20 protein-coding genes and 2 pseudogenes are annotated in these 22,278 nt (G+C 68.1%); 12 read left to right on the forward strand and 10 right to left on the reverse strand.

What is annotated here, in order from left to right; all coding sequences use genetic code 11:
• Nucleotides 1-16 precede the first annotated feature (16 nt).
• From E1H18_RS07960 to E1H18_RS07970, 3 genes and pseudogenes are all read right to left on the reverse strand, one after another.
• Nucleotides 17-138, reverse strand: a pseudogene (locus E1H18_RS07960) (hypothetical protein); the annotation flags it as partial.
• On the reverse strand, nt 135-1,418 hold the full coding sequence (gene purD, locus E1H18_RS07965) for a phosphoribosylamine--glycine ligase (RefSeq protein ID WP_172265909.1): 1,284 nt from the start codon (nt 1,416-1,418) through the stop codon (nt 135-137). The gene purD and the pseudogene E1H18_RS07960, both read right to left, overlap by 4 nt.
• A gap of 43 nt (nt 1,419-1,461) precedes the next feature.
• Entirely contained in the window at nt 1,462-1,704 is a 243-nt protein-coding gene (locus E1H18_RS07970; protein ID WP_172265912.1) for a helix-hairpin-helix domain-containing protein, read from the reverse strand.
• Between E1H18_RS07970 and E1H18_RS07975 the strand changes: the two genes are divergently transcribed.
• Complete coding sequence (locus tag E1H18_RS07975; RefSeq protein WP_241735956.1) at nt 1,703-2,497, forward strand: hypothetical protein; 795 nt, start codon at nt 1,703-1,705, stop codon at nt 2,495-2,497. The genes E1H18_RS07970 and E1H18_RS07975 overlap by 2 nt on opposite strands.
• A complete protein-coding gene (locus E1H18_RS07980; protein WP_370526456.1) occupies nt 2,452-3,330 on the forward strand; it encodes a LytTR family DNA-binding domain-containing protein in 879 nt (292 codons plus the stop codon). Before E1H18_RS07975 ends, E1H18_RS07980 begins: the two co-directional genes overlap by 46 nt.
• Nucleotides 3,331-3,336: 6 nt before the next feature.
• On the opposite strand, the gene phoB is transcribed toward E1H18_RS07980, so the two are convergent.
• Genes phoB through pstC form a run of 5 tightly spaced genes read right to left on the reverse strand, consistent with a single transcriptional unit; the run spans nt 3,337 to nt 8,384 of the window.
• Nucleotides 3,337-4,029 (reverse strand): phosphate regulon transcriptional regulator PhoB, encoded by a 693-nt coding sequence (gene phoB, locus E1H18_RS07985; protein WP_172265915.1) that lies wholly within the window; start codon nt 4,027-4,029, stop codon nt 3,337-3,339.
• Nucleotides 4,030-4,047: 18 nt separating this feature from the next.
• Nucleotides 4,048-4,740 (reverse strand): phosphate signaling complex protein PhoU, encoded by a 693-nt coding sequence (phoU, locus tag E1H18_RS07990; RefSeq protein ID WP_172265918.1) that lies wholly within the window; start codon nt 4,738-4,740, stop codon nt 4,048-4,050.
• A gap of 19 nt (nt 4,741-4,759) precedes the next feature.
• A complete protein-coding gene (pstB, locus tag E1H18_RS07995) occupies nt 4,760-5,602 on the reverse strand; it encodes a phosphate ABC transporter ATP-binding protein PstB (RefSeq protein WP_172265921.1) in 843 nt (280 codons plus the stop codon).
• A 54-nt stretch (nt 5,603-5,656) separates the two neighbouring features.
• A complete protein-coding gene (gene pstA, locus E1H18_RS08000; protein ID WP_172265924.1) occupies nt 5,657-6,949 on the reverse strand; it encodes a phosphate ABC transporter permease PstA in 1,293 nt (430 codons plus the stop codon).
• Nucleotides 6,942-8,384: a phosphate ABC transporter permease subunit PstC gene (gene pstC, locus E1H18_RS08005; RefSeq protein WP_172265927.1), complete on the reverse strand. Its 1,443-nt coding sequence runs from the start codon at nt 8,382-8,384 to the stop codon at nt 6,942-6,944. Before pstC ends, pstA begins: the two co-directional genes overlap by 8 nt.
• Before the next feature lie 389 nt (nt 8,385-8,773).
• Here pstC and E1H18_RS08010 point away from each other — a divergent pair, with 389 nt between their 5' ends.
• Complete coding sequence (locus E1H18_RS08010; RefSeq protein ID WP_172265930.1) at nt 8,774-10,558, forward strand: PAS domain-containing methyl-accepting chemotaxis protein; 1,785 nt, start codon at nt 8,774-8,776, stop codon at nt 10,556-10,558.
• 7 nt (nt 10,559-10,565) lie between these two features.
• Here the strand turns inward: E1H18_RS08010 and E1H18_RS08015 are convergent, their stop codons facing one another.
• Entirely contained in the window at nt 10,566-11,984 is a 1,419-nt protein-coding gene (locus E1H18_RS08015) for an ATP-binding protein (RefSeq protein WP_172265933.1), read from the reverse strand.
• Between the two features lie 162 nt (nt 11,985-12,146).
• Between E1H18_RS08015 and E1H18_RS08020 the strand changes: the two genes are divergently transcribed.
• The 9 genes and pseudogenes from E1H18_RS08020 (at nt 12,147) to dapD (ending at nt 21,837) form a co-directional block, all read left to right on the forward strand.
• Entirely contained in the window at nt 12,147-15,413 is a 3,267-nt protein-coding gene (locus E1H18_RS08020) for an autotransporter outer membrane beta-barrel domain-containing protein (RefSeq protein ID WP_172265936.1), read from the forward strand.
• A 161-nt stretch (nt 15,414-15,574) separates the two neighbouring features.
• Entirely contained in the window at nt 15,575-16,612 is a 1,038-nt protein-coding gene (locus E1H18_RS08025) for a sulfate ABC transporter substrate-binding protein (RefSeq protein ID WP_172265939.1), read from the forward strand.
• Between the two features lie 32 nt (nt 16,613-16,644).
• Nucleotides 16,645-17,679 carry a sulfate ABC transporter substrate-binding protein gene (locus tag E1H18_RS08030; RefSeq protein WP_172265942.1) on the forward strand — a complete coding sequence of 345 codons (1,035 nt, stop codon included), beginning with the start codon at nt 16,645-16,647 and terminating at the stop codon, nt 17,677-17,679.
• Nucleotides 17,680-17,883: 204 nt separating this feature from the next.
• Nucleotides 17,884-18,558 (forward strand): annotated as a pseudogene (locus E1H18_RS08035) (sensor histidine kinase); the annotation flags it as partial.
• 16 nt (nt 18,559-18,574) lie between these two features.
• Nucleotides 18,575-19,048 carry a response regulator gene (locus tag E1H18_RS08040; RefSeq protein ID WP_172265945.1) on the forward strand — a complete coding sequence of 158 codons (474 nt, stop codon included), beginning with the start codon at nt 18,575-18,577 and terminating at the stop codon, nt 19,046-19,048.
• Between the two features lie 7 nt (nt 19,049-19,055).
• Nucleotides 19,056-19,328 (forward strand): SemiSWEET family sugar transporter, encoded by a 273-nt coding sequence (locus E1H18_RS08045; RefSeq protein ID WP_172265948.1) that lies wholly within the window; start codon nt 19,056-19,058, stop codon nt 19,326-19,328.
• 87 nt (nt 19,329-19,415) lie between these two features.
• Nucleotides 19,416-20,330, forward strand: a complete 915-nt coding sequence (argB, locus tag E1H18_RS08050; RefSeq protein ID WP_172265951.1) for an acetylglutamate kinase — start codon at nt 19,416-19,418, stop codon at nt 20,328-20,330.
• Nucleotides 20,330-20,995 (forward strand): pyrimidine 5'-nucleotidase, encoded by a 666-nt coding sequence (locus E1H18_RS08055; protein ID WP_172265954.1) that lies wholly within the window; start codon nt 20,330-20,332, stop codon nt 20,993-20,995. Before argB ends, E1H18_RS08055 begins: the two co-directional genes overlap by 1 nt.
• The gene (gene dapD, locus E1H18_RS08060) at nt 20,992-21,837 is read left to right on the forward strand and encodes a 2,3,4,5-tetrahydropyridine-2,6-dicarboxylate N-succinyltransferase (protein WP_172265956.1); all 846 of its coding nucleotides are present in this window, start codon (nt 20,992-20,994) and stop codon (nt 21,835-21,837) included. Before E1H18_RS08055 ends, dapD begins: the two co-directional genes overlap by 4 nt.
• 47 nt (nt 21,838-21,884) lie before the next feature.
• On the opposite strand, the gene E1H18_RS08065 is transcribed toward dapD, so the two are convergent.
• Nucleotides 21,885-22,241 carry a cell surface protein gene (locus tag E1H18_RS08065; protein WP_172265958.1) on the reverse strand — a complete coding sequence of 119 codons (357 nt, stop codon included), beginning with the start codon at nt 22,239-22,241 and terminating at the stop codon, nt 21,885-21,887.
• Nucleotides 22,242-22,278 lie beyond the last annotated feature (37 nt).

Genomic DNA, 22,278 nt, shown 5'->3' on the forward strand with positions numbered 1-22,278 from the left:
GAGGGTGGGGCGCGTGTGGCAAGCGCGTTGCGTCCTTCGAGGCGCGCTCAGGAGCGCGCACCTCAGGATGAGGAAGTCTCTAAATCCCTCATCCTGAGGTGTGAGGCGAAGCCGAGCCTCGAAGGACGCAGGGCTTATCCGCCCTTCAGCGCCCGCCAGCCGATATCGCTGCGGTAGAAGCCGCCTTCCAGCGAGATCGTGCCCAGCGCCGCATAGGCCACGTCACGGGCCTCGTGCAGGGTCGCGCCCAGGGCGCAGACATTCAGCACCCGGCCGCCCGAAGCGCGCAGCGCGCCCTCGGCGTCGCGGGTCGTGCCGGCGTGGAAGACCACGGCCTCGGCGCCGAAATCGGCCTCGGCGTCCTGGATCAGACCGCCGGTCTTGGGAGCGTCGGGATAGCCCTCGGCCGCCAGAACCACGCAGATCGCCGCTTCCTCGCGCCATTTGGGGGGCTCGGCCGAGGCAAGCTCCCCCTTGGCCGCGGCCAGCAGGATCGGGACGATATCGCTCTCGAGCCGCAGCATCAGGGTCTGGCACTCGGGATCGCCGAAGCGGGCGTTGTATTCCACGAGCTTCGGACCAGTCGGCGTCAGCATCAGGCCGGCATAGAGCACGCCGACATACGGGTTTCCTTCGGCAGCCATGCCCTCGACGGTCGGGACGATCAGCTCGCGCCAGGCCTGGTCGATGAGGTCCTGAGTCAGGACGGGCGGCGGCGAATAGGTGCCCATGCCGCCGGTGTTGGGGCCTTCGTCGCCGTCATAGGCGCGCTTGTGGTCCTGGGCTGCGCCGAACAGCACGGCGGTCTTGCCGTCCGAGAGGGCGAACAGCGAGGCCTCCTCGCCGTGCATGAACTCCTCGATCACCACCCGCGCGCCGGCCGAGCCGAAGCGGCCGCCCAGCATGTCGAGCACGGCTGCGTCGGCCTCGGCGCGGTCGGGCGCGATGACCACGCCCTTGCCGGCGGCCAGGCCGTCGGCCTTGATCACGAACGGCGCTTGCAGCGTGTCGAGGAAGGCGCCGGCCGAGGCGGCGTCCGTGAACACGCCATAGGCCGCAGTCGGCAGGCCGTGACGCTGGCAGAAGTCCTTGGTGAAGGCCTTGGAGGTTTCCAGCTGCGCGGCGCGCTGGCTGCCGCCGAAGCAGGGAATGCCGACCGTGGCCAGCTTGTCGGCCAGGCCGACCTCCAGCGCCGATTCCGGACCGACCACCACGAGGTCCGCGCCGATCTCCTGAGCCAGGGCCACCAGGCCGTCGGCGTCGGTGACCTTGATGCTGCGCAGCTCGGCGACAGCGGCGACGCCCGGATTGCCCGGGGCGGCGACGAGGCGGCCGCACAGCGGCGACTGGGCGATCTTCCAGGCCAGGGCGTGCTCGCGCCCGCCGGACCCGACGAGGAGGATGGTCAGCTTTTCCATGAGGCGGGGATGTCGCGCGCGCCGCGCGGCGGGTCAAGGCGGATCAGGCGATCTCGGCAGCCTTGGCCGCCTGGATCGCGGCGTCGATCGCCGCGCGGGCCTGGGGGCTGTTCTTCCAGCAGGTCGAGCCGACCAGGGTCGCGGCCGCCGCGCAGATCGCCCCGGCGTCCTGCTTCGCCAAGGTCGACAGGTCGTCGAAGCCCATCTGCTCCAGGCGCTGCAGGACGGTTGGCCCCACGCCCTTCACCGCCAGCAGCACCTGTCGATCTCGATCACTGAACGCCATGCCGCAACCTCGTCCGGGTAGCGGCCAAGGTCAATCGCCCCTGGCCGCCGCGCCTGGCCCCTGCCAGCTGGAAACGCTCGCCGCCTCGGCGCTGATGGCCGGCATGGACAAGCTGATCTTTTCCCCCGCCCTCACGGCTCACGTCGCCTGCGGCTTCGCCCTGGTCGCCGCCGGCCTCGCGCCAATCCTGACCCGCAAGGGCTCGCGCCTGCACCGCCTGTCTGGCCGCATCTTCGTCGGACTGATGACCGTGTTGCTGGCCGCAGCCTGGGTGATGACGGCGCTGCATTTCAGCGCCTACTTCGCCGCCCTCACCGCCACCGCCACCCTGACGACCTTCTCCGGCGTGCGGGTGCTGCGCCGCAAACGCCCCGACATCGACCCGGACCAGCGCGCCACCGCCGTCGACTGGGGCGTCACCCTGGCCGTGCTGGCGATCGGCGTCTGGGTGATGGCTCTGGTCATCCAGGGCCGGACGGGAAACAAGGCGGCGGTCAGCGCCGCCCTGGTCTATGCCTGCTTCACCTACGGCGGCTGGGACCTCTGGCGGTTTCTTCGCCCGACCGACTGGCCTTTCTCGCCGAACCTCTGGACCTATGAGCACCTGGTGAAGATGCTGAGCGCCTATGGCGCGGTGATCAGCGCCTTCTCAGGCAATTACCTGACCTTCCTGCCAACCCCATGGAGCCAGCTCTGGCCAACCCTCCTGTTCCAACCGATGGCCGTGATCTGGATTCTGGTCCTGCTGTGGCGACGGCGTCGCCAGCCTGGGAGCCTGTCGGCAGCCGCCTGAGCCGGATCCCGACCGCCGCCTGGGTCTGGGCCTTCACCGCCTACGCCTGGGCGATGACCACGGTCTGCGCGGCCTGGTTCGCCCGGCGGATGGCGGAGGATCGGGGCCCGTCACTGTCGGTGCTGGAGTCGCTGACCTGGCAGGGCGGCGTCTATGCCGCTTGGCTGCCGGCGGCCGGCGCGGTGTGGCTGCTGCTGCGCCGGTTCGGCTCGGGCGCGATCGGCATGCTGGCGCTCTATCAGGCCGGCGCGCTGATCGTGCCGTTGGAGGCCCTGATCTCGGCGGCCATCGACGCCCAATATGTTCCGGGTCCGGAGATCGCGGCGCGGACGTTCGGCCGCCTGCCGGTTAGCCTGCTGCTGTACACCGCCATGATCGCCATCGGCCTGGCCGCCGCCAACCATCAGCGCGCCGCCGACGAGAAGAAGCGCGCGCGCGTACTGGAAACCGCCCTGACCGAGGCGCGTGACGCCCTGACCCAAGCCGCGCCGGCGCAGCTGCCCTCGCCCGACCGCCTCATCGTGATGAGCGGCGCGCGGCGGGTGCCCGTCGACATCGCCGAGGTCGAGTGGTTCGGCGCCGCCGACAACTATGTCGTCGTCCACTGGGCCGATCGCGAGGGCCTGCTGCGCAGCACCCTGCAGGCCCTGGAAGCGCGCCTGGACACCCGCATCTTCGCCCGCTGCCACCGCTCGACCCTGGTCAACCTGGCGCGCGTGCGCAGCGCCGCCCCCTTGTCGGACGGCTCCTGGCGACTGACCCTGGAGAGCGGCGCGGAGGTCGTGACCAGCCGCACCTATCGCGACGAACTTCTGAAGCGGCTGGGGCTCTAGGAGCCCTTAAGCCGCGTCCAGATCCAGCGAGTAGCCGGCCGACCGCACGGTGCGGATCGGGTCGCCGTCGGTGTCGCCGTTCAGCGCCTTGCGCAGGCGGCCGATGTGGACGTCGACGGTGCGGGCCTCGACATAGACGTCCGAGCCCCAGACGGCGTCCAGCAGCTGCTCGCGGCTGAACACCCGGCCCGGGTGCTGCATCAGGTAGTCGAGCAGGCGGAACTCGGTCGGACCGAGGTGGATCTCCTTGCCGCCGCGCTTCACGCGGTGAGCGACCCGGTCGATGATGATGTCGCCGACCGTGATGCGGTCGTCGGCCAGGCCCGGGCGGATGCGACGCAGCACCGCGCGGACGCGGGCGGTCAGCTCGACCATCGAGAACGGCTTGACCACATAGTCGTCGGCGCCGGTGTCCAGGCCGCGGATGCGATCGCTTTCCTCGCCGCGCGCGGTCAGCATGATGATCGGCACGTTGCGGGTTTCGGCCCGGCCGCGCAGGCGGCGGCAGACCTCGATGCCCGAGACCTTCGGCAGCATCCAGTCGAGGATGACCAGATCGGGGGCCCGCTCGTTGGCCATGATCAGCGCTTCCTCGCCATCGCCGGCCACGCCGACGCGATAGCCTTCCTTGTCGAGGTTGTAGTGGAGCAGCGTGGCCAGAGCGTCTTCGTCTTCGACCACCAGAACGTATGGAGTCACTTCAGCCGCCTCTTTCGATTATTGCGACACGACGTCCAGCTTCGGACGCTGGGACACCAGCTCCTCGCCGGTCAGTTCGAAATGGATGATCTCGGCGATGTTCGTGGCGTGATCGCCGATGCGCTCGAGGTTCTTGGCGACGAACAGCAGGTGCGCGCACGCATTGATCGTGCGCGGGTCGCCCATCATGTAGGTCAGCAGTTCGCGGAAGATCGAGTTGTAGTGCTCGTCGACTTCTTCGTCGCGGCTCCACACGCCGATCGCGCGTTGCAGGTCCGAGGTGGTGTAGGCGTCTAGCACATCCTTCAGGCGGCCCTGCACCAGGCGGCCCATGCGCTCGATCGAGCGGGTCAGGGCGGTCATCGGGTCGGCTTCGGTCAGGATCAGGGCGCGCTTGCCGATGTTCTTGGCCATGTCGCCGCAGCGTTCCAGGCTCATCGAGATCTTCAGGGCGGCGACGGCGTGGCGCAGGTCCACGGCCATCGGCTGGCGCAGGGCGATCAGGCGGAAGGCCTTTCGCTCGATCTCGCCCTGCAGCGAGTCCAGGCGCTCGTCGCCGGCGACCACGGCCTGGGCCAGCGGCGCGTCGCGGCGGGCGATGGCGCCGATGCTGTCGGCCACCTGGGCCTCGGCCAGGCCGCCCATGCGGGTGACCTCGGCCGTGAGGTGGGCCAGCTCTTCGCCGTAGGATTTGACGGTATGTTCGGTCATCTCGGTTCTTTCCCGCCCCTTAGCCGAAGCGGCCGGTGATGTAGTCCTGCGTGCGGCTGTCGCGAGGATTGGTGAACATCTCCTCGGTCGGACCGCTCTCGACCAGCTTGCCCAGGTGGAAGAAGGCCGTGCGCTGCGAGACGCGGGCGGCCTGGGCCATCGAGTGGGTGACGATGACGATGCAGAACTGCGTCCGCAGCTCGTCGATCAGCTCCTCGATGCGGGCGGTGGCGATCGGGTCCAGAGCCGAGCAGGGTTCGTCCATCAGGATGACTTCCGGCGACACGGCGATGGCGCGGGCGATCACGAGGCGCTGCTGCTGGCCGCCCGACAGGCCCGTACCAGGTTGGTGCAGGCGATCGGCGACTTCCGCCCAGAGGCCGGCCTTCTTCAGGCTGCTCTCGACGACGGCTTCCAGCTCGTCCTTGCGCGTGGCCAGGCCGTGGATGCGCGGGCCGTAGGCGACGTTCTCGAAGATGGTCTTGGGGAAGGGGTTGGGCTTCTGGAACACCATGCCGACCCGCGAGCGCAGCACCACCGGGTCGACGCTCTTGAGGTTGACGTCATTGCCGTCGATCAGGATCGAACCCTCGACGCGAGCCGTCGGGATCGTGTCGTTCATGCGGTTGATGCAGCGCAGGAAGGTCGACTTGCCGCAACCCGACGGGCCGATGAAGGCGGTGACCGACTTGGCCGGGATGTCCAGGCTGACGTCGAACAGCGCCTGCTTCTCGCCGTAGAACACCTTGACGTCGCGGGCCTTGATCTTGGGCTCGCCGACCGCGGCGCCGGCATGGGCGTGCGGAACCGAGGTGTGGATCGCCGGCGTGCGGGCGGTGTCGTCGGGGCTCTGGGTGGTCATGGCGTGTCCCTGGACGAGGGGCGAAGCGAGGGGGTTCAGGATCCGGGTCATGCTCTACCAGCGGCGCTCGAAGCGGCGGCGCAGGATGACGGCCGCGGCGTTCATGAGGATCATGAAGACGAGAAGGACGATAATGGCGGCGGCGGTGCGCTCATGGAAGGCCGCCTCCGAGGCGTTCTCCCAGATGAACACCTGTACCGGCAGGACGGTGGCCGCGCCGGTCAGGCCCTCGGGCACGCCGGGCACGAACGAGACCATGCCGATCATCAGCAGCGGCGCCGTCTCGCCCAGGGCGTGGGCCAGCGACAGGATGGCGCCAGTCATCACGCCGGGCATGGCCAGCGGCAGCACGTGGTGGAAGACCGTCTGGGTCTTGGACGCGCCGACGCCCAGGGCGGCTTCGCGGATCGACGGCGGCACGGCCTTCAGGGCCGAACGGGTGGCGATGATCACAGTCGGCAGGGCCATCAGGGCCAGGACCAGACCGCCGACCAGCGGCGAGCCGCGCGGCACGTTCAGCCAGTTGATGAAGAGCGCCAGGCCCAGCAGGCCGTAGACGATCGACGGCACGGCCGCCAGGTTGTTGATGTTGACCTCGATGATGTCGGTCCAGCGGTTCTTCGGGGCGAACTCTTCCAGATAGACGGCGGCCAGCACGCCGACCGGCACCGCGATCAGGGCGGTGATCAGCAGCATCATGGCCGAGCCGATCACCGCGCCCAGCACGCCGGCCTGTTCAGGCTCGGTCGAGTCGGAATTGGTGAAGAAGGCGGTGTTGAAGCCCGAGGTGACCATGCCTGCGCTCTGCAGCCGATCCAGCCAGTCCAGCTGGACATTGGTCAGCTTGCGGTCGCCTTCCGGCGTCGAGCGCTTCATCTGGCCCTTGAAATAGAGATCGGCGTCGGCCTTCAGCGGGCCGGTGATCTCGATGGTCTTGCCGATCACGCTCTGGTCGGCCTTGACCTTGTCCAGCAGCTGGAAGCCCAGATCGGTCGAGACCAGCTCCATGACTTCGCTCGACACGGTGCCGTAGTCGTCGTCCTGGACGCCCAGCTTCTTCATCACCGCCTCGGCGACGATGTAGTCGTAGTTGACGCCGGTCAGGTCGGTGCGGTCGATCCGCTCCGGGTTCATGTAGACCGGCAGGCTGATCGTGTGGGTCTGGAACGTCGTGTAGCCCTGGCCGACGATGCGGCCCACCAGCACGACCAGGAAGATCATGGCGATGACGATCGCCGCGATCCCCTGCGCCTTGAACAGGCGCTCGGACCGGTGACGCTTCTTCAGACGGGCTTCGGCGGCCGACTGGCCGGGGCGCGCGGCCGCGCCGAGGGTCGCGTCAGTCATATTGTTCCCGGTACTTCTGGACGATGCGCAGGGCGATGATGTTCAGCGCCAGGGTGACCACGAACAGGGTCAGGCCCAGGCCGAAGGCCGACAGGGTCTTGGGGCTGTCGAACTCCTGGTCGCCGGTGAGCAGGGTCACGATCTGGACGGTCACGGTGGTGACGGTGTCGAGCGGGTTGGCGGTCAGCTTGGCCTGCAGGCCGGCGGCCATGGTCACAATCATGGTCTCGCCGACGGCGCGGGAGACGGCCAGCAGCATGGCGGCCATGATGCCCGGCAGGGCGGCCGGCAGGACGACCTTCTTGACCGTCTCGGACTTGGTGGCGCCCATGGCGTAGCTGCCGTCGCGCAGCGACTGCGGCACCGCGTTGATGATGTCGTCCGACAGCGACGAGACGAACGGGATCAGCATGATCCCCATCACCACGCCGGCCACCAGGGCCATCTGGTTCTGGACTTCCATCAGGTACTGGCCGACGCCGTCCAGCGGGCCGCCGATCAGCATCGCGCCAATGGCGTTGAAGCCGGCGCGGAACAGCGGGCCCACGGTCAGGGCAGCGAAGAAGCCGTAGACGACGGTCGGCACCCCGGCCAGGACCTCGAGCAGCGGCTTGACCAGGCCGCGTACCGGGCGGCTGGCGTATTCCGACAGATAGATCGCCGAATAGAGGCCGACGGGCGCGGCCACCAGCATGGCGATGAACATGATCAGGAAGGTGCCGGCGAACAGCGGCACGGCCCCGAAGGCGCCCTCGGCCGCAACCTGGTCGGCCCGCATGGCCATCTGCGGGCTCCACTCGGTGCCCAGCAGGAATGAGATCGGATTGACGCTCTGGAAGAAGCGCCAGCTTTCCCAGACCAGCGACAGCACGATGCCCAGGGTGGTCAGGACGGCGGCGACCGAGCAGGCGATCAGCAGCGCGCCGATCCAGCCCTCGACCCGGTTGCGGGCGCGGAATTCAGCCGAGATGCGCGGCACGGCCAGCAGGAACCCGGCCAGGGCCAGCACGCCGGCGGCGGCCAGCATGCCGATGTTCAGCATCATCTCGATGCGCTTGGCCTCGGCGACCTTGGCGTCCAGGGCGACCTTGATATCGCCTTCGTAGAGCACTTCGCTGGGCGTCTGGCCCGCCGCGATGGCGTGGGCGTCGCTGTAGAAGACGTCTTGGCGGCTGGGCTCCAGCGCCTGGACGGCGGCGGGACGCTCGGACTGCAGGACCGCGTCCTCGATGCGGCCGCCGAACGCCGCCCCCAGCAGCAGCAACAGGGCGGCGGGCGCGCCGGCCCAAAGGGCGGCATAGGTCCCGTAGTAGTTGGGCAGCGAATGCAGGGCGCTGGCGCGACCGCCGGCGGTCGCCACGGCGCGACGACGGCCGGCCAGGAAGGCCGCCGTGGAGAACAGCGCCAGGACGAGAAGCGAAAGCCAGGTCAGCATGCGTGAGGCTAATCTTGCGCGAAGGTGTTGAAGGCCCCGCACCAGCGCGCGCCTTCCCGAGCCGATCTATGCCGGCCCGCGGCTGTGCTTATGCGACGCTTTCATGACAGTTTGACGACATAGCCCAGGCGCACGCCCCTATCCAGAGCGCCTTGGAACAGGGTTCGCTGTCATTATGCCGCACCCAAAACGAGGGCCTGCGACATTCTGGTCAAAGTGCGCGGTTTTCCATTGCGTATCAGCGGTTTGCGAATGGCCTGCGGCAAAAGATCGCCTCAAATTCAATCGCGCACGGCAGATTGTTCCTGCTCTCTTCAGCACTTGTTGACTGAGCCATGGCTTCTCTCCCGCCTTACGACAACCGCCCTCTCTCCAGGAGCGCCGAAGCGATGATGTTCCAGCGTTCGCATGCCCAAGCCGTAGAGACCCTTGCCGCCCTGGATCGCTCCCTGGCGACGATCGAGTTCGATCCGACCGGCAAGATCCTCTCGGCCAACGCCAATTTCTGCGGCGCCATGGGCTACAAGCTCGACGAGATCGTCGGCCAGCACCATCGCATGTTCGTCGAGCCCGCCTTTGCGGCTGGCGCCGAATATCGCGCCTTCTGGGACAAGCTGGGCCGCGGCGAGTTCGACGCCCGTGAATATCTGCGCGTCGGCAAGGGCGGCGCCGAGGTCTGGATCCAGGCTTCCTACAACCCGATCCGCAACAATCGCGGCGTCGTCACCCGCATCGTCAAGATCGCCACGGTGATCACCGACCAGAAGCAGAAGACCGCCGAACAGCAAGGCAAGATGGAAGCCATCAGCCGCGCTCAGGCCGTCATCGAGTTCACGCCCGAGGGCCAGATCCTCTGCGCCAACGAGAACTTCCTCGAGGCGATGGGTTACGCCCTAGACGAGATCAAGGGCCGCCATCACCGGATGTTCGTCGAGACGGCCTACGCCAACTCGGCCGAATATGGTGAGTTCTGGCGGCGCCTGAACTCCGGCGAGTTCGTCGCCGCCGAGTTCAAGCGCGTGGGCAAAGGCGGCCGCGAAGTCTGGATCCAGGCCTCGTACAACCCGATCTTCGACCACAAGCGCCGCATCGCCAAGGTCGTGAAGTTCGCCACCGTCGTCACCGGCCGCGTGCATGCGGTCAACGAGATCGCCACCGGTCTGGAACACCTTGCCAGCAACGACCTGACCTATCGCATCGACACGCCCGTCGACCCGCAGTTCGACAAGGTCCGCAGCGACTTCAACACCGCCATGGCCTCGCTGGACGACGCCATGGGCGTGGTCTCTCACGCCACGCGCGGCGTCGGAGCCGGGGCGCACGAGATCTCGGTCGCTTCGGACGACCTGTCGCGCCGCACCGAGCAGCAGGCCGCCAGCCTGGAAGAGACCGCCGCCGCCCTCGACGAGATCACCGCCACGGTCAACCGCAGCGCCGAGGGCGCCAAGCAGGCCTCGGCGACCGCCACCGGCGCGCGCGCCGACGCCGCCCGCTCGGGCGAGATCGTCGCCGACGCCGTCGCGGCCATGAGCGAGATCGAAGGCAGCTCGACCAAGATCACCAGCATCATCGGCGTGATCGACGAGATCGCCTTCCAGACCAACCTGCTGGCGCTGAACGCCGGCGTCGAGGCCGCCCGTGCGGGTGAGGCCGGCCGCGGCTTCGCCGTCGTCGCTTCGGAAGTCCGGGCCCTGGCCCAGCGCTCGGCCGAGGCCGCCAAGGAAATCAAGACGCTGATCGCCAACTCGACCGCCCAGGTCGATCGCGGCGTGAAGCTTGTCGGCGAGACGGGCGTGGCCCTGTCGGCCATCGTCGAGAAGGTCGGAACGATCGACGGCCTGATCTCCGAGATCGCCCAGTCCTCGCGCGAGCAGGCCACTGGCCTTTCGGAGGTCAATACGGCGGTCAACCGCATGGACCAGGTCACTCAGCAGAACGCCGCCATGGTCGAGGAAGCCAACGCCGCCTCCACCAGCCTGCGCAGCGAAGCCGAGGAGCTGGCCCACCTGGTCGCCCGCTTCACGGTCAGCGCCGGCGAGGAAAAGCCGGCCTACATCCAGCGCCCGGCCCGCGCGCCTGCCGCCATCGTGCAACGTCAGGCCCCAGCGCGTCCCGCCCGCCGTCCCGGCAGCGCCCAACTGGCGGTCCGCAACGACGAGTGGACCGAGTTCTAAGAGGCCCTCAGGACTCCGCGGCCACCGGCGACGGCGGGGCGGCGCGCTCGACCGCCCCCTTAGCCATCGGCAGATAGATGCCGAAGGTCGCGCCTTCGCCCTGCACGCTTTCCACGGTCATGCCGCCCCGGTGGCGGTTCATGATGTGCTTGACGATGGCTAGGCCCAGGCCGGTGCCGGAGCGCTCGCCGCTCTTCTGGCCCTCGACTCTATAGAAGCGCTCGGTCAGGCGCGGCAGGTGCTCGCGCGCCAGGCCCGGCCCGCGGTCGGTCACCCGCAGCACCGCATAGCGCTCGCCCGCGTCGTGGTCGGGCGTCAGCAGCGACAGGCGCGAAGCCGACGAGTCGCGCGCCGCCGCCGCGGCCTCCGCGCCCAGGCCCGGAAAGATCTCGATCCGCACCACGCCGCCTTCGGGCGTGTACTTGATGGCGTTGTCGATCAGGTTCTGGATCACCTGGATGATCTGGTCGCGATCGCCGTCGACCACCGCCCCGCCGCGCGGCGGCAGGACGGGATCGAAGGTCACCACCTTCTCGCGCGCCTGCGGGGCCAGGGCGTCGATCACGTCGATGGCCGCCATGGCCAGATCCACCCGTCCCAGCGGCGCGATGTGCTCGTTCAGCTCGATGCGCGACAGGCTCATCAGGTCGTCGATCAGCCGCGACATCCGCTCGGCCTGGGCCAGCATGATGGCCAGGAACTTGTCGCGCGCGCCCGGATCGTCCTTGGCGTGGCCGCGCAGGGTCTCGATAAAGCCCGAGAGCGACGCCAGCGGCGTGCGCAGCTCATGGCTGGCGTTGGCCAGGAAGTCGGCGCGGGTGCGCTCGCTGCGGCGGGCGTCGGTCTCGTCGCGCAGGGCCAGCAGCGCCAGTCGCGAACGGCCGGTCGTCTCCTTCAAGGGGCGGGCATGGGCCAGCCAGGCGCGGCCCTGCGCGCCGCCGGTCTCGAACTCGACCACGCCCTCCACGCCGCCGAACAAGGCCTCGTCGACGGCCTCCAGCACACGCGGATTGCGCACTGCCGTGACCAGCAGCGCGCCCTGGTGCTGAATCTTGAAGAGTTCGCGGGCGGAGGCGTTGGCGAACAGGAAGCGGCGGCCGGTCAGGTCATCGGCCTCCTCGGCGGCGATGACCATCAGCGGATCGGGCAGGCGATCCAGGATCGAGGCGAACGGCGGAACTTCCTCGGCCGCGGCCGTCGGGGTCAGGGCGGCGCCAGCCGTGGGCCGGGCGTCCGTCGCCCGGGTCCGCTGCGACAGCCAATAGACGCTGCCGCCGACCGCGATCGCCGACAGGATCGCCGGCACAGGCTGGGCCTGGCCGGTGACCGCCAATCCCAGCAGCACGCCGGGTCCGATCATATGCGGCCAGAACGCCCGCGGGCGGCGGCCTTGCTGTCCGTCGTGAAGCGGGTTCGCCAGCGGCATGGGGAGGCTCACAGTTTCAAGCCAGAAGCGATTCGACGAACCAGATATGGCGCCCCGCCAAGCCATGCGATAGACGGTTGGCGCCTTAGTACGTGTCGCGAGCGGGACTCACCGCATTTTCGCCGCATCGTGACCCGAATTAGGTGCGCGGATTTTATCGAGGTGTCGTTCGTAATGCAGCGCAAGGTCCTGGTCGCGACGGTCGCGGCCGCTCCTCTTCTGGCCCTGGGTCTGGCCGCCTCGGCGGAGACCTCGGTCACCACCGCACGTACGACGCCGATCGCCACCAGCACGGCCACCGGCACGGCGGCCGACGACGTCCGCATCGCCGCGGAAGGCTCGATCAAGACGACCACCGCGGGCGCGATCGTCACGCTGGACAGCAACAACAAGGTCACCAACCTGGGGACCCTGTCGACGACGGGCGTCAACGACAGCGTCGGCGTGCTGGTGATCGGCGGCAAGACCGGCTCGGTGACCAACTCGGCGACCATCTCGCTGCTCGAGGACTACACCCCGACCGACAGCGACTCGGACGGCGACCTCGACGGTCCGTTCGCCCAAGGCGCCAACCGCTTCGGCATTCGCCTGACCAACGCCGGGACCTTCACCGGCGACATCACCAACGCCTCGGGCGGGGTGATCAGCATCGAAGGCAACAACTCGGCCGGCATGCTGCTGGAAGGCCCGGTGGTCGGCAACATCGCCAACCACGGCACGGTCAGCGTCGTCGGCGACAACGCCTATGGCGTGCGCGTCGCCGGCCCGGTCACCGGTGCCGTGACGCTGGGCGGCGCGGTCAACGTCCAGGGCGCGAACGCAGTCGCCCAGGCAGTTGACGGCAATGTCAGCGGCCCGCTGGTGCTGCAAGGCACGGCCAGCGCCACCGGCTATCGCTACACCACCCGCCCGTCGACTCTGGACGCGCTGAACAAGCTCGACGCCGACGACCTGCTGCAGGGCGGCCCGGCCGTGCGCGTCGCGGGCGATGTCGGCGGCGGCGTGCTGCTGCAGGGCGCCAACTACTCGACCAAGGTCAATACCGACGGCACCACCACCGTGACGACGACCACGTCGGGCACGACCGGCACGTCCAGCATCAGCGTCTTCGGCGGCGCGCCCGCCCTGCTGATCGGTTCGGACAGCAAGAACGTCACGCTGGGCGCCGTCGGCGCGGGCGACAACGCCTACGGCCTGGTGGCCAAGGGCACGATCACCGCGGCCGGCGTCTATAACAAGGTCAGCGCCACCGGCGTGCAGATCGGCGCAGGAACCGGCGGAACCACCACCACCCTGGTCGGCGGCCTTCGCAATGACGGCCAGATCGGCGCGACGGCGTTCGAGGCCGACACCACCGGCGTGCAGCTGAACGCCGGCGCCAATGTCGCCACCCTCCTCAACCGCGGCGCCATCACCTCGGCGTCGTCGTCGTTCGCCTCTTCGGGCGTGACGGCCACCGCCCGCGGCGTGGTGCTGGGGGCCGGCTCGACCACCACCGCCCTCAACAACGCCGGCGCGATCACCGCCACCCGCACCGGCGAGACCGGCGACGCGGTCGCCGTGCTCGACCAGGCCGGCACGCTGAAGACCATCACCAATACCGGCACGATCCGCGCCGCGGTGGCCGCCCCGGCCTACAAGAGCGACGGGACGCTGCCCACGACCACCGCCACGGCGACCGGCAAGGCGATCGCCCTGGACCTGCGCGCCAACAATTCGGGCGTGACCTACACCCAGTCGGGTCCGGCCGCGTTCACCTCGACCAGCACCTATCCCAGCACCGACACGGTCACCAGCGCCGACACGTCGACGACGACGACCTCCCCGACCACCATCGGCGACGTGATGTTCGGCGGCGGCAACGACACGCTGAACCTGTGGAGCGGCACGCTGGTGGGCGCCATGTCGTTCGGCGCCGGCCAGGACCGCCTGTCGATCGACGGCGGCGCCGCGGCGCTGGGCACGCTGAACAGCGGCGACGGCCGCCTGGACATCGCCATCGCCAACGGCAGCCTGGGCATCCTGAACAGCGACACCATCAATATCAGCAGCCTGAGCCTGGGCTCGACCAGCAAGCTGCTGTTCTCCGCCGATCCGACGGCCGGCACGAACACCAAGCTGGTGGTCTCGGGCGCGACCAACATCGCCAGCGGCGCCGAGATGGGCATTCGCCTGGCCCACCTGATCACCCAGCCCACCAGCTTCACGGTGATCCAGGGCTCGAACATCAATGTCGGCACGTTCGGCAACGGCCTGACTGCCCAGTCGCCCTACATGTACGTCGCCACGACCCGCGCCGACACGAACAACGTCTATATCGACGTGCGCCGCCGCACGGCCGGCGAGCTCGGCTTCAACCAGGCCGAAACCTCGGCCTATGACGCGGTCTATGGCGCGCTGGGGACGAATACCAACCTGGCATCGACCTTCCTGAACCAGAGCACCCGCGACGGCTTCCGCGATCTCTACGACCAGATGCTGCCCGACCAGGGCCAGGGCCTGTTCACCGCCCTGCAGTCGGTCAATCAGCAGATCTCGGCCGCCACCATGATGCGTCCCGACCCGGGCGACCGCTACGGCCCCGACAGCATCTGGGTTCTGGAAGTCAATTCGCTGACCCGCCGCGACACCGACCAGACCCTGGGCTCGGACACCGAGGCCTTCGGCTTCGTGGCCGGCTATGAGGCCATGGGCGACGCCGGCGGCGCGCTGGGCGTGACCCTGGCCTATCTGAGCCTGGACGAGCACGACAACGTCGCCAAGGTCGGCGAGCAGACCACCGCTTCGTTCGTACAGGCCGGCGCCTACTGGCGTCGTTCGGTCGGCGGCTGGCGCTTCAACGCCGGCGGCGGCGTCGGCTACGGCTTCTTCGATGGCGACCGCGCCTTCATCGCCCCCGATTCCGACGGCGACGGCGTCGCCGACCTCGTGCTGCGCAACAACGCCAGCTGGAACGGTCTGTCGGCCAACGCCTATGCCGGCACGGCCTACGAGCAGAAGTTCGGCCGCTTCTTCGCCCGTCCGGAAGCGCGCCTCGACTACATCATGCTGCGCGAAGGCAAGCGCACCGAGGCCGGCGGCGGCGATGGCTTCGACCTGGTCGTCGCCAAGCGCAAGTCGACCAACCTCAGCGGCGAACTGGGCGTCGTCCTGGGCGCCGACTTCGGTCAGGCCGTCTGGTGGCGTCCGGAAGTGCGCGTCGGCTATCGCAAGTCGCTGGCCGGCTCGATGGGCGACACCGTCGCCAACTTCAAGGGCGGCAACCCGTTCAACCTGGCGGCGCTGAACGACAAGGACGGCGCGGTCACCGCCGGCTTCGCCCTGCGGGCCGGCACGCCGATGTCGTACCTCGCTGTCGAAGGCGGCGTCGAAGCCACCAAGAAGCAGAAGCGCTACAACCTGCGCTTCGCCGGCCGGGCGATGTTCTAAGCACGCCCAGCCCTCTTAACGAACGCGATGCGGCGGCCCTCTCACGAGCGCCGCCGTTTTGCTGTCTGGCCCTCTGCAGAAAAACTCACGGCCGACCGTCTCAAATCTCGATTTCGCCGCTGGGAATAATTGTCTTCCCTAGCGCCGCCATGGGGATATCGATGACCAGCCTGAAGACCCGGACCCTGTCCCGCCGCAGCCTCGTCGCGTCGGGGATCGCAACGGCGGCTGTCAGCGGCGTCGCCAGCGCTGCGCCACGTCCCCTGACGCTGCTGAACGTCAGCTATGACCCGACCCGCGAGCTCTACAAGGACGTCAACGCCGCCTACGCCAAATACTGGACGTCGCGCGTCGGCCAGGCCCTGACGATCAACCAAAGCCACGGCGGCTCGGGCAAGCAGGCCCGCTCGGTGATCGATGGCCTGCAGGCCGACGTCGTCACCTTGGCCCTGGCCGACGATATCGACCAGATCGCCAAGCGCGGCCTGATCGCCCCCGACTGGCAAAAGCGCTTGCCGCACAACAGCGCCCCCTACACCTCGACGATCGTGTTCCTGGTCCGCAAGGGCAATCCCAAGCGCATCAAGGACTGGGGCGACCTGATCAAGCCCGGCGTGGCGATCATCACCCCCAATCCCAAGACCGGCGGCGCGCCTCGCTGGGCCTATCTGGCGGCCTGGGCCTATGCCCTGAAGCGTCCCGGCGGTTCGGAAGCCAGCGCCCGCGACTTCGTCCGGCGGCTCTATGCCCAGGTCCCGGTGCTGGACAGCGGCGCGCGCGGCTCGATGACCACCTTCGCCCAGCGAGGCGTCGGCGACGTGCTGCTGACCTGGGAGAACGAGGCCCATCTGGCGCGCGAGGAGTTCGGGGCCGACACGTTCCAGATCGTCTATCCGTCGATCTCGATCCTGGCCGAGCCCTCGGTCGCGGTCGTCGACAAGGTGGTCGCGCGGCGCGGAACGCGCACCGTCGCCGAGGGTTACCTGAACTTCCTGTACAGCCCCCTGGCCCAGACCCTGATCGGCAAGCATCACTACCGTCCCCGCGATCCGGCCGCGGCCAGGAAGTACGCGGCCAAGTTCCCCAGCCTCGCCCTGGTGACGATCGACGACCCGTTCGGCGGCTGGGCCAAGGCCCAGGCCAAGCACTTCGCGGACGGCGGCGTCTTCGACCAGATCTACAAACCGGCTAGAACCTGATGACCCTCTGGCGGCCGAAAGCAGAGCTTCCCATGACGCAAGACGCACAACAGCCCTCCCGCCGCGGCCTGCTGGCCGGCGCCGGAGCCATCGCCGCAACGAGTCTGGCCGGGACCGCTCAAGCCCAAGCCAAGACGGTCACCCTGCTGAACGTCAGCTACGACCCGACACGCGAGCTCTACAAGGACGTCAACGCCGCCTACGCCAAGTACTGGAAGGAGCGGGTCGGCCAGACCCTGGTGGTCAACCAAAGCCACGGCGGTTCGGGCAAGCAGGCCCGCTCGGTGATCGACGGCCTGCAGGCCGACGTCGTCACCCTGGCCCTGGCCTACGACATCGACGAGATCGCCCTGCGCTCGCGCCTGCTGCCGGCCAACTGGCAATCGCGCCTGCCGCAGAATTCGACGCCCTACACTTCGACGATCGTGTTCCTGGTCCGCAAGGGCAACCCGAAGAAGGTCAAGGACTGGCCGGACCTGATCCGCCCCGGCGTGCAGGTCATCACCCCCAATCCCAAGACCTCGGGCGGAGCCCGCTGGAATTATCTGGCCGCTTGGGCTTGGGCCCTGAAACAGCCGGGCGGCGATCCGGCCAAGGCCGAGGCCTATGTGAAGAGCGTCTTCGAGCACGTGCCCGTGCTGGACACCGGCGCGCGCGGGGCCACCACCAGCTTCACCCAGCGCGGCCTGGGCGACGTGCTGCTGGCCTGGGAGAACGAAGCGTTCCTGGCCCAGGAGGAGCTGCCGGGGAAGTTCGACATCGTCTATCCGTCGCTGTCGATCCTGGCCGAGCCGCCGGTCGCCCTGGTCGACAGAAACGTCGACCGCCACAAGACCCGCACGGTCGCCGAGGGCTATCTGAACTTCCTCTACAGCCCCCTGGCCCAGGGCCTGATCGCCAAGCACCACTTCCGGCCACGCAACGCCCAGGTGGCGGCCAAGTACGCCGCGAAGTTCAAGCCGCTGACCCTGGTCACCATCGACGACACCTTCGGCGGCTGGAAGAAGGCCCAGGCTGACCACTTCACCGACGGCGGCGTGTTCGACCGCATCTATCGCCCGCGGTAATCGATCGTCTTCTGGCGCCGTCCGAGCGGTTCATGCGTTCCGGGAAGTCCGCATGGATCGTCTATGGCGATCGGGCGGCGGGAGCTCAAATCGAGCTCCCGCCACACCGCCAAACCGTGCTGTGTTGGGAACCCGACATGATCGGGTACGTTGAGCGCACACGGGGTGGTGGGAGCAGGCATGGACGACTATTCGGAATCGAAGCGCGCCCGCGACCGCCAGGACGAACTGGAACAGCTGGTCGAGGACCGCACGCGGGAGCTGACCCAGGCCCTCGAACAGAAGACCGCCCTGCTCCACGAGGTGGACCACCGGGTGAAGAACAATCTGCAGCTCATCTCCAGCCTGCTGCTGCTGCAGAACCGCCGCGTATCCGATCCCAACCTGAAGGCCTCGCTGAAGGGGATGCTGGGCCGGGTCAACGCCATCGCCACCGTCCACCGCCGCCTGTTCCAGAGCGAGGACGTGCAGCGCTTCGACGTCTCGGCCTTCATCCGCGACATGGTCGCCGATCTGGTCGGCTCGTCGGCGCGGGACGACATCGAGATTCAGCTGGATCTAGAACGCGTCGACATCCCCGCCGCCAAGGCCGCGCCGTTCGCCTTGGTGGTCAATGAACTGCTGACCAACGCCCTGAGGCACGGCTTCCCGGAGGGCCGCGGCGGCCGGATCTTTATCGGGGTCAATCGCCTGAACGGGGATTTCCGGATCGAAATCACCGATACCGGCGTTGGATTGGACAGAGACAACACGGCGTCGGGCTTCGGCCTCACCATCGTTCAGCTGCTGTGCCAGCAATTGAAGGCGAAGGTCGAGACCACCGACGCGGAACCAGGAACCCGGGTGGTCGTTCTGCTGCCCGTGGATACAACGCACTGAAAGGTGATGTGAGGTTTTGGCAGGGCGTTCGCGTAGGCTCGAGGTTCTGATCGTCGAGGATGAGATGCTCCTGGCGATCGAGCTCGAACACTTGGTTGAAGAGGTGGGCTGCCACTCGCTCGGCTGCGCGATGAGTTCGGATGAAGCCGTGGATCTCGCCGAACGGCTGCACCCCGATCTGGCCCTGGTTGACGTCCACCTCAGCGACGGCCCCACCGGCGTCGAGGTGGCCCGCACGATTTCGCGCGACTGCGGCGGGGTGGCGCTGTTCATGACCGCCAACGTCAAGCGTCTGCCCGACGATTTCGCCGGCGCGTGCGGCGTGATCGGCAAGCCCTATTCCGAGCATGGCGTGAAGACCGCTCTGTCCTTTCTGACGTTCTGTCTCCAGGAAGGCCATGTTCCCGGCCCCGTTCCGATCGGCCTGACCCTGGCCCCGGCCTATGCCGAGCTGTGGGGCCTCATCGACGCGATCCCGCAGAGCGCATGAGCGCCTGATGGCGATCCACCCGGCCGCCGCCTTTGTTGGAACCGCCGCGGCCCTGCTGTCGATCACCAGCTTCGCCCCGCAGATCGTCAAGATCTGGAAAGAGAAGGACGCCTCGTCCGTCTCGCTGCGCACCTACATCGTCACCGTCACGGGCTTTGCCTGCTGGATCGGCTACGGTCTGATGATCAAGGCCTGGCCGGTGATCGCCTCCAACACCGCCTGCCTGTTGATGTCCGGCGCGGTCTTGGCGATGAAGTGGCGGTTCGACCGCGCCGCCTGACCTGCCCTTTGTGATGACAGGGGGGGCGGGGTCCGCTATCGAGGCGCCGATATTTATCCCTTCCCGTTCACTTGAGGGACCGCCGCCTTGAACGAAGCCGCCGAGGAAGCCGGCTGGGCCACCGCCAAGACCCTGGCCGAAGCCCTGCCCTACATCCAGATCTACGACCGCGAGACGGTCGTGATCAAATACGGCGGCCACGCCATGGGCCAGGAAGACGTGGCCAAGGTCTTCGCCGCCGACGCCGTGCTGCTGAAGCTGCTGGGCGTCCATCCCGTCGTGGTGCACGGCGGCGGCCCGCAGATCAGCCGCATGCTCGACAAGGCCGGCGTCAAGTCGACCTTCATCGACGGCCTGCGCGTCACGGACGAAGCGACCATGGAAGTGGCCGAGATGGTCCTGTCGGGCGCGATCAACAAGGAGATCGCCAACTGGATCACCTTGGCCGGCGCCGAGGCCGACGTGCGCGGCGTGGGCCTGTCGGGCAAGGACGCTCGCCTGATCACCGCCGAAAAGGTGACCCGGACCCGCAAGGATCCGGACAGCATGATCGAGGAGGTCGTCGACCTGGGCTTCGTGGGCGAGCCGACCAAGGTCGACCCGCACCTGATCCAGGCTCTCCTGACCTCCGAGACCGACTACATCCCGGTGATCGCCCCGATCGGCGTCTCCACCGAGGGCGAGACCTTCAACATCAACGCCGACACCGTCGCCGGCGCCCTGGCGGGGGCGCTGAAGGCCAAGCGGATGCTGATGCTGACCGACATCAAGGGGGTGCTCGACGGCAACGGCGAGCTGATCCGCGAGATGACCGTCGATCAGGCGCGCGAGCTGATCACCACCGGTGTCGCCACCGGCGGCATGATCCCCAAGCTGGAAAACGCCATCCACGCCATCGAAGCCGGCGTCGAAGCCGTGGTCATCCTGGACGGCCGCCGCCCGCACGCCATGCTGGTCGAGCTGTTCAGCGAACACGGCGCAGGCACGCTGATCTCGCGCTGATGTCGGCTGATCTCTCGCACGTCGACACCTGGCTGTTCGACCTCGACAACACGGTCTACCCGATCGAAACCCAGTTCATGGGCCGCATCGAGGTCAAGATGACCGACTTCGTCGCGCGCATGACCGGGCTTCCTCGCGAGGAGGCCCGGGCCCTGCAGCACCAGTACTTCACCGAGCACGGCACCACCCTGTCGGGGTTGATGATCAACCACGGCCTGGAGCCCAAGGTGTTCCTGGACGAGGTGCACGACGTCTCGATGGACTGCCTGACGCCCGATCCGGCGCTGCGCGCGGCGATCGCGGCCCTGCCCGGCCGGCGGCTGATCTTTACCAACGGTTCGGTCGGCCACGCCGAACGGGTGCTGACGCACCTTGAGCTGCGCGATCTGTTCTCGGAGATCTTCGCGATCGAGACGGCGGATTACATCCCCAAGCCCTCGCTGAGCACCTTCGACAAGATCACCAAGCTGCATGCGATCGATCCGCCGAAGAGCGCCTTCTTCGAGGACAGCGAGAAGAACCTCGTGCCCGCCGCGCGGCTGGGCATGACCACCATCCTGGTCGGGCCGTACGCCAAGGACTCGACCTCTGAACACGTCCATTTCCGCACCAACGACCTCGCCGAGTTCCTCAGCTCGGCCCGCCTGCAAGGAAGCCCCGCATGACCACCGTCAGCCTTTCGGACCTCCAGACCGAGATCGAAGCCGCCTGGGAAGCCCGCGCCGACGTCTCGGCCGCCACCACCGGTCCGGTCCGCACCGCCGTCGACGAAGCCCTGCTGCTGCTCGACAGCGGCAAGGCCCGCGTCTCGGAGAAGGTCGACGGCGAGTGGGTCACCCACCAGTGGCTGAAGAAGGCCGTGCTGCTGTCGTTCCGCCTCAACCCCAACACCGTCATGCGCGCCGGCACGCTGGGCGGCGGCGTCGGTCCGTGGTGGGACAAGGTGGCCAACAAGTTCGACGGCTGGGACGCCCCGCAGTTCGAGGCCGGCGGCTTCCGCGCGGTTCCGGGCGCCATCGTCCGCCGCGGCGCTCACATCGGCAAGAACGTCATCCTGATGCCGTCGTTCGTCAACATCGGGGGCTTCGTCGATGAAGGCACCATGGTCGACACGTGGGTGACCGTCGGCTCGTGCGCCCAGATCGGCAAGAACGTCCACCTGTCGGGCGGCGTCGGCATCGGCGGCGTGCTGGAACCCCTGCAGGCCAACCCGACCATCATCGAAGACAACTGCTTCATCGGCGCCCGCTCGGAAGTCGTCGAAGGCGTGGTGGTGGGTGAAGGCTCGGTCCTGTCGATGGGCGTGTTCATCAGCGCCTCGACCAAGATCGTCGATCGCAAGACCGGCCAGATCCACATCGGCAAGGTCCCGCCCTACAGCGTCGTGGTCCCGGGCAACCTGCCCGACCCGAACGGCGGCCCGGGCCTGTACTGCGCCGTGATCGTCAAGACGGTCGACGCCCAGACGCGCTCGAAGACCAGCATCAACGACCTGCTGCGCGACTAAGTCCTGCAGATCCTCCCCCGCGATGCGGGGGAGGATCTACGCGAACGCTACCGCGTCGCCTCGTGGACCTGCTTCTTGGTGTCCTGGGCGCCTTCCTTGACGTCCTGCTTCAGCTCGCGGCCGGCTTCGCGGGTTTCCTGGCCAGCCTTCGCGCCCAGTTCCTGGGCCTTGTCGGTGGCGTCACCCGCCGCGGCCTTCAACTCGGCGGCGGTCTCGCGCGAGGCTTCCTTGATCGCCGTGCCGGCTTCCTTGACGTCGGGATCGTTGGCGATGTTGTGAGCCGCGTCCTTGACGTCGGCGGCGGCGGCTTTGGCGCCGTCCTTGACCTTGTCGGCATGTTCCTGCGAGCAGGCGCCGAGAGTGAGCGCCACGGCGCAGCCGGCGATGAAGAGAATGGAACGCATGGGTCGTGCTCCGTGATGAGTCGGGTTCTTAACGAAG

It is taken from the genome of Caulobacter sp. RHG1, from assembly GCF_013181195.1.
Taxonomy (GTDB): domain Bacteria; phylum Pseudomonadota; class Alphaproteobacteria; order Caulobacterales; family Caulobacteraceae; genus Caulobacter.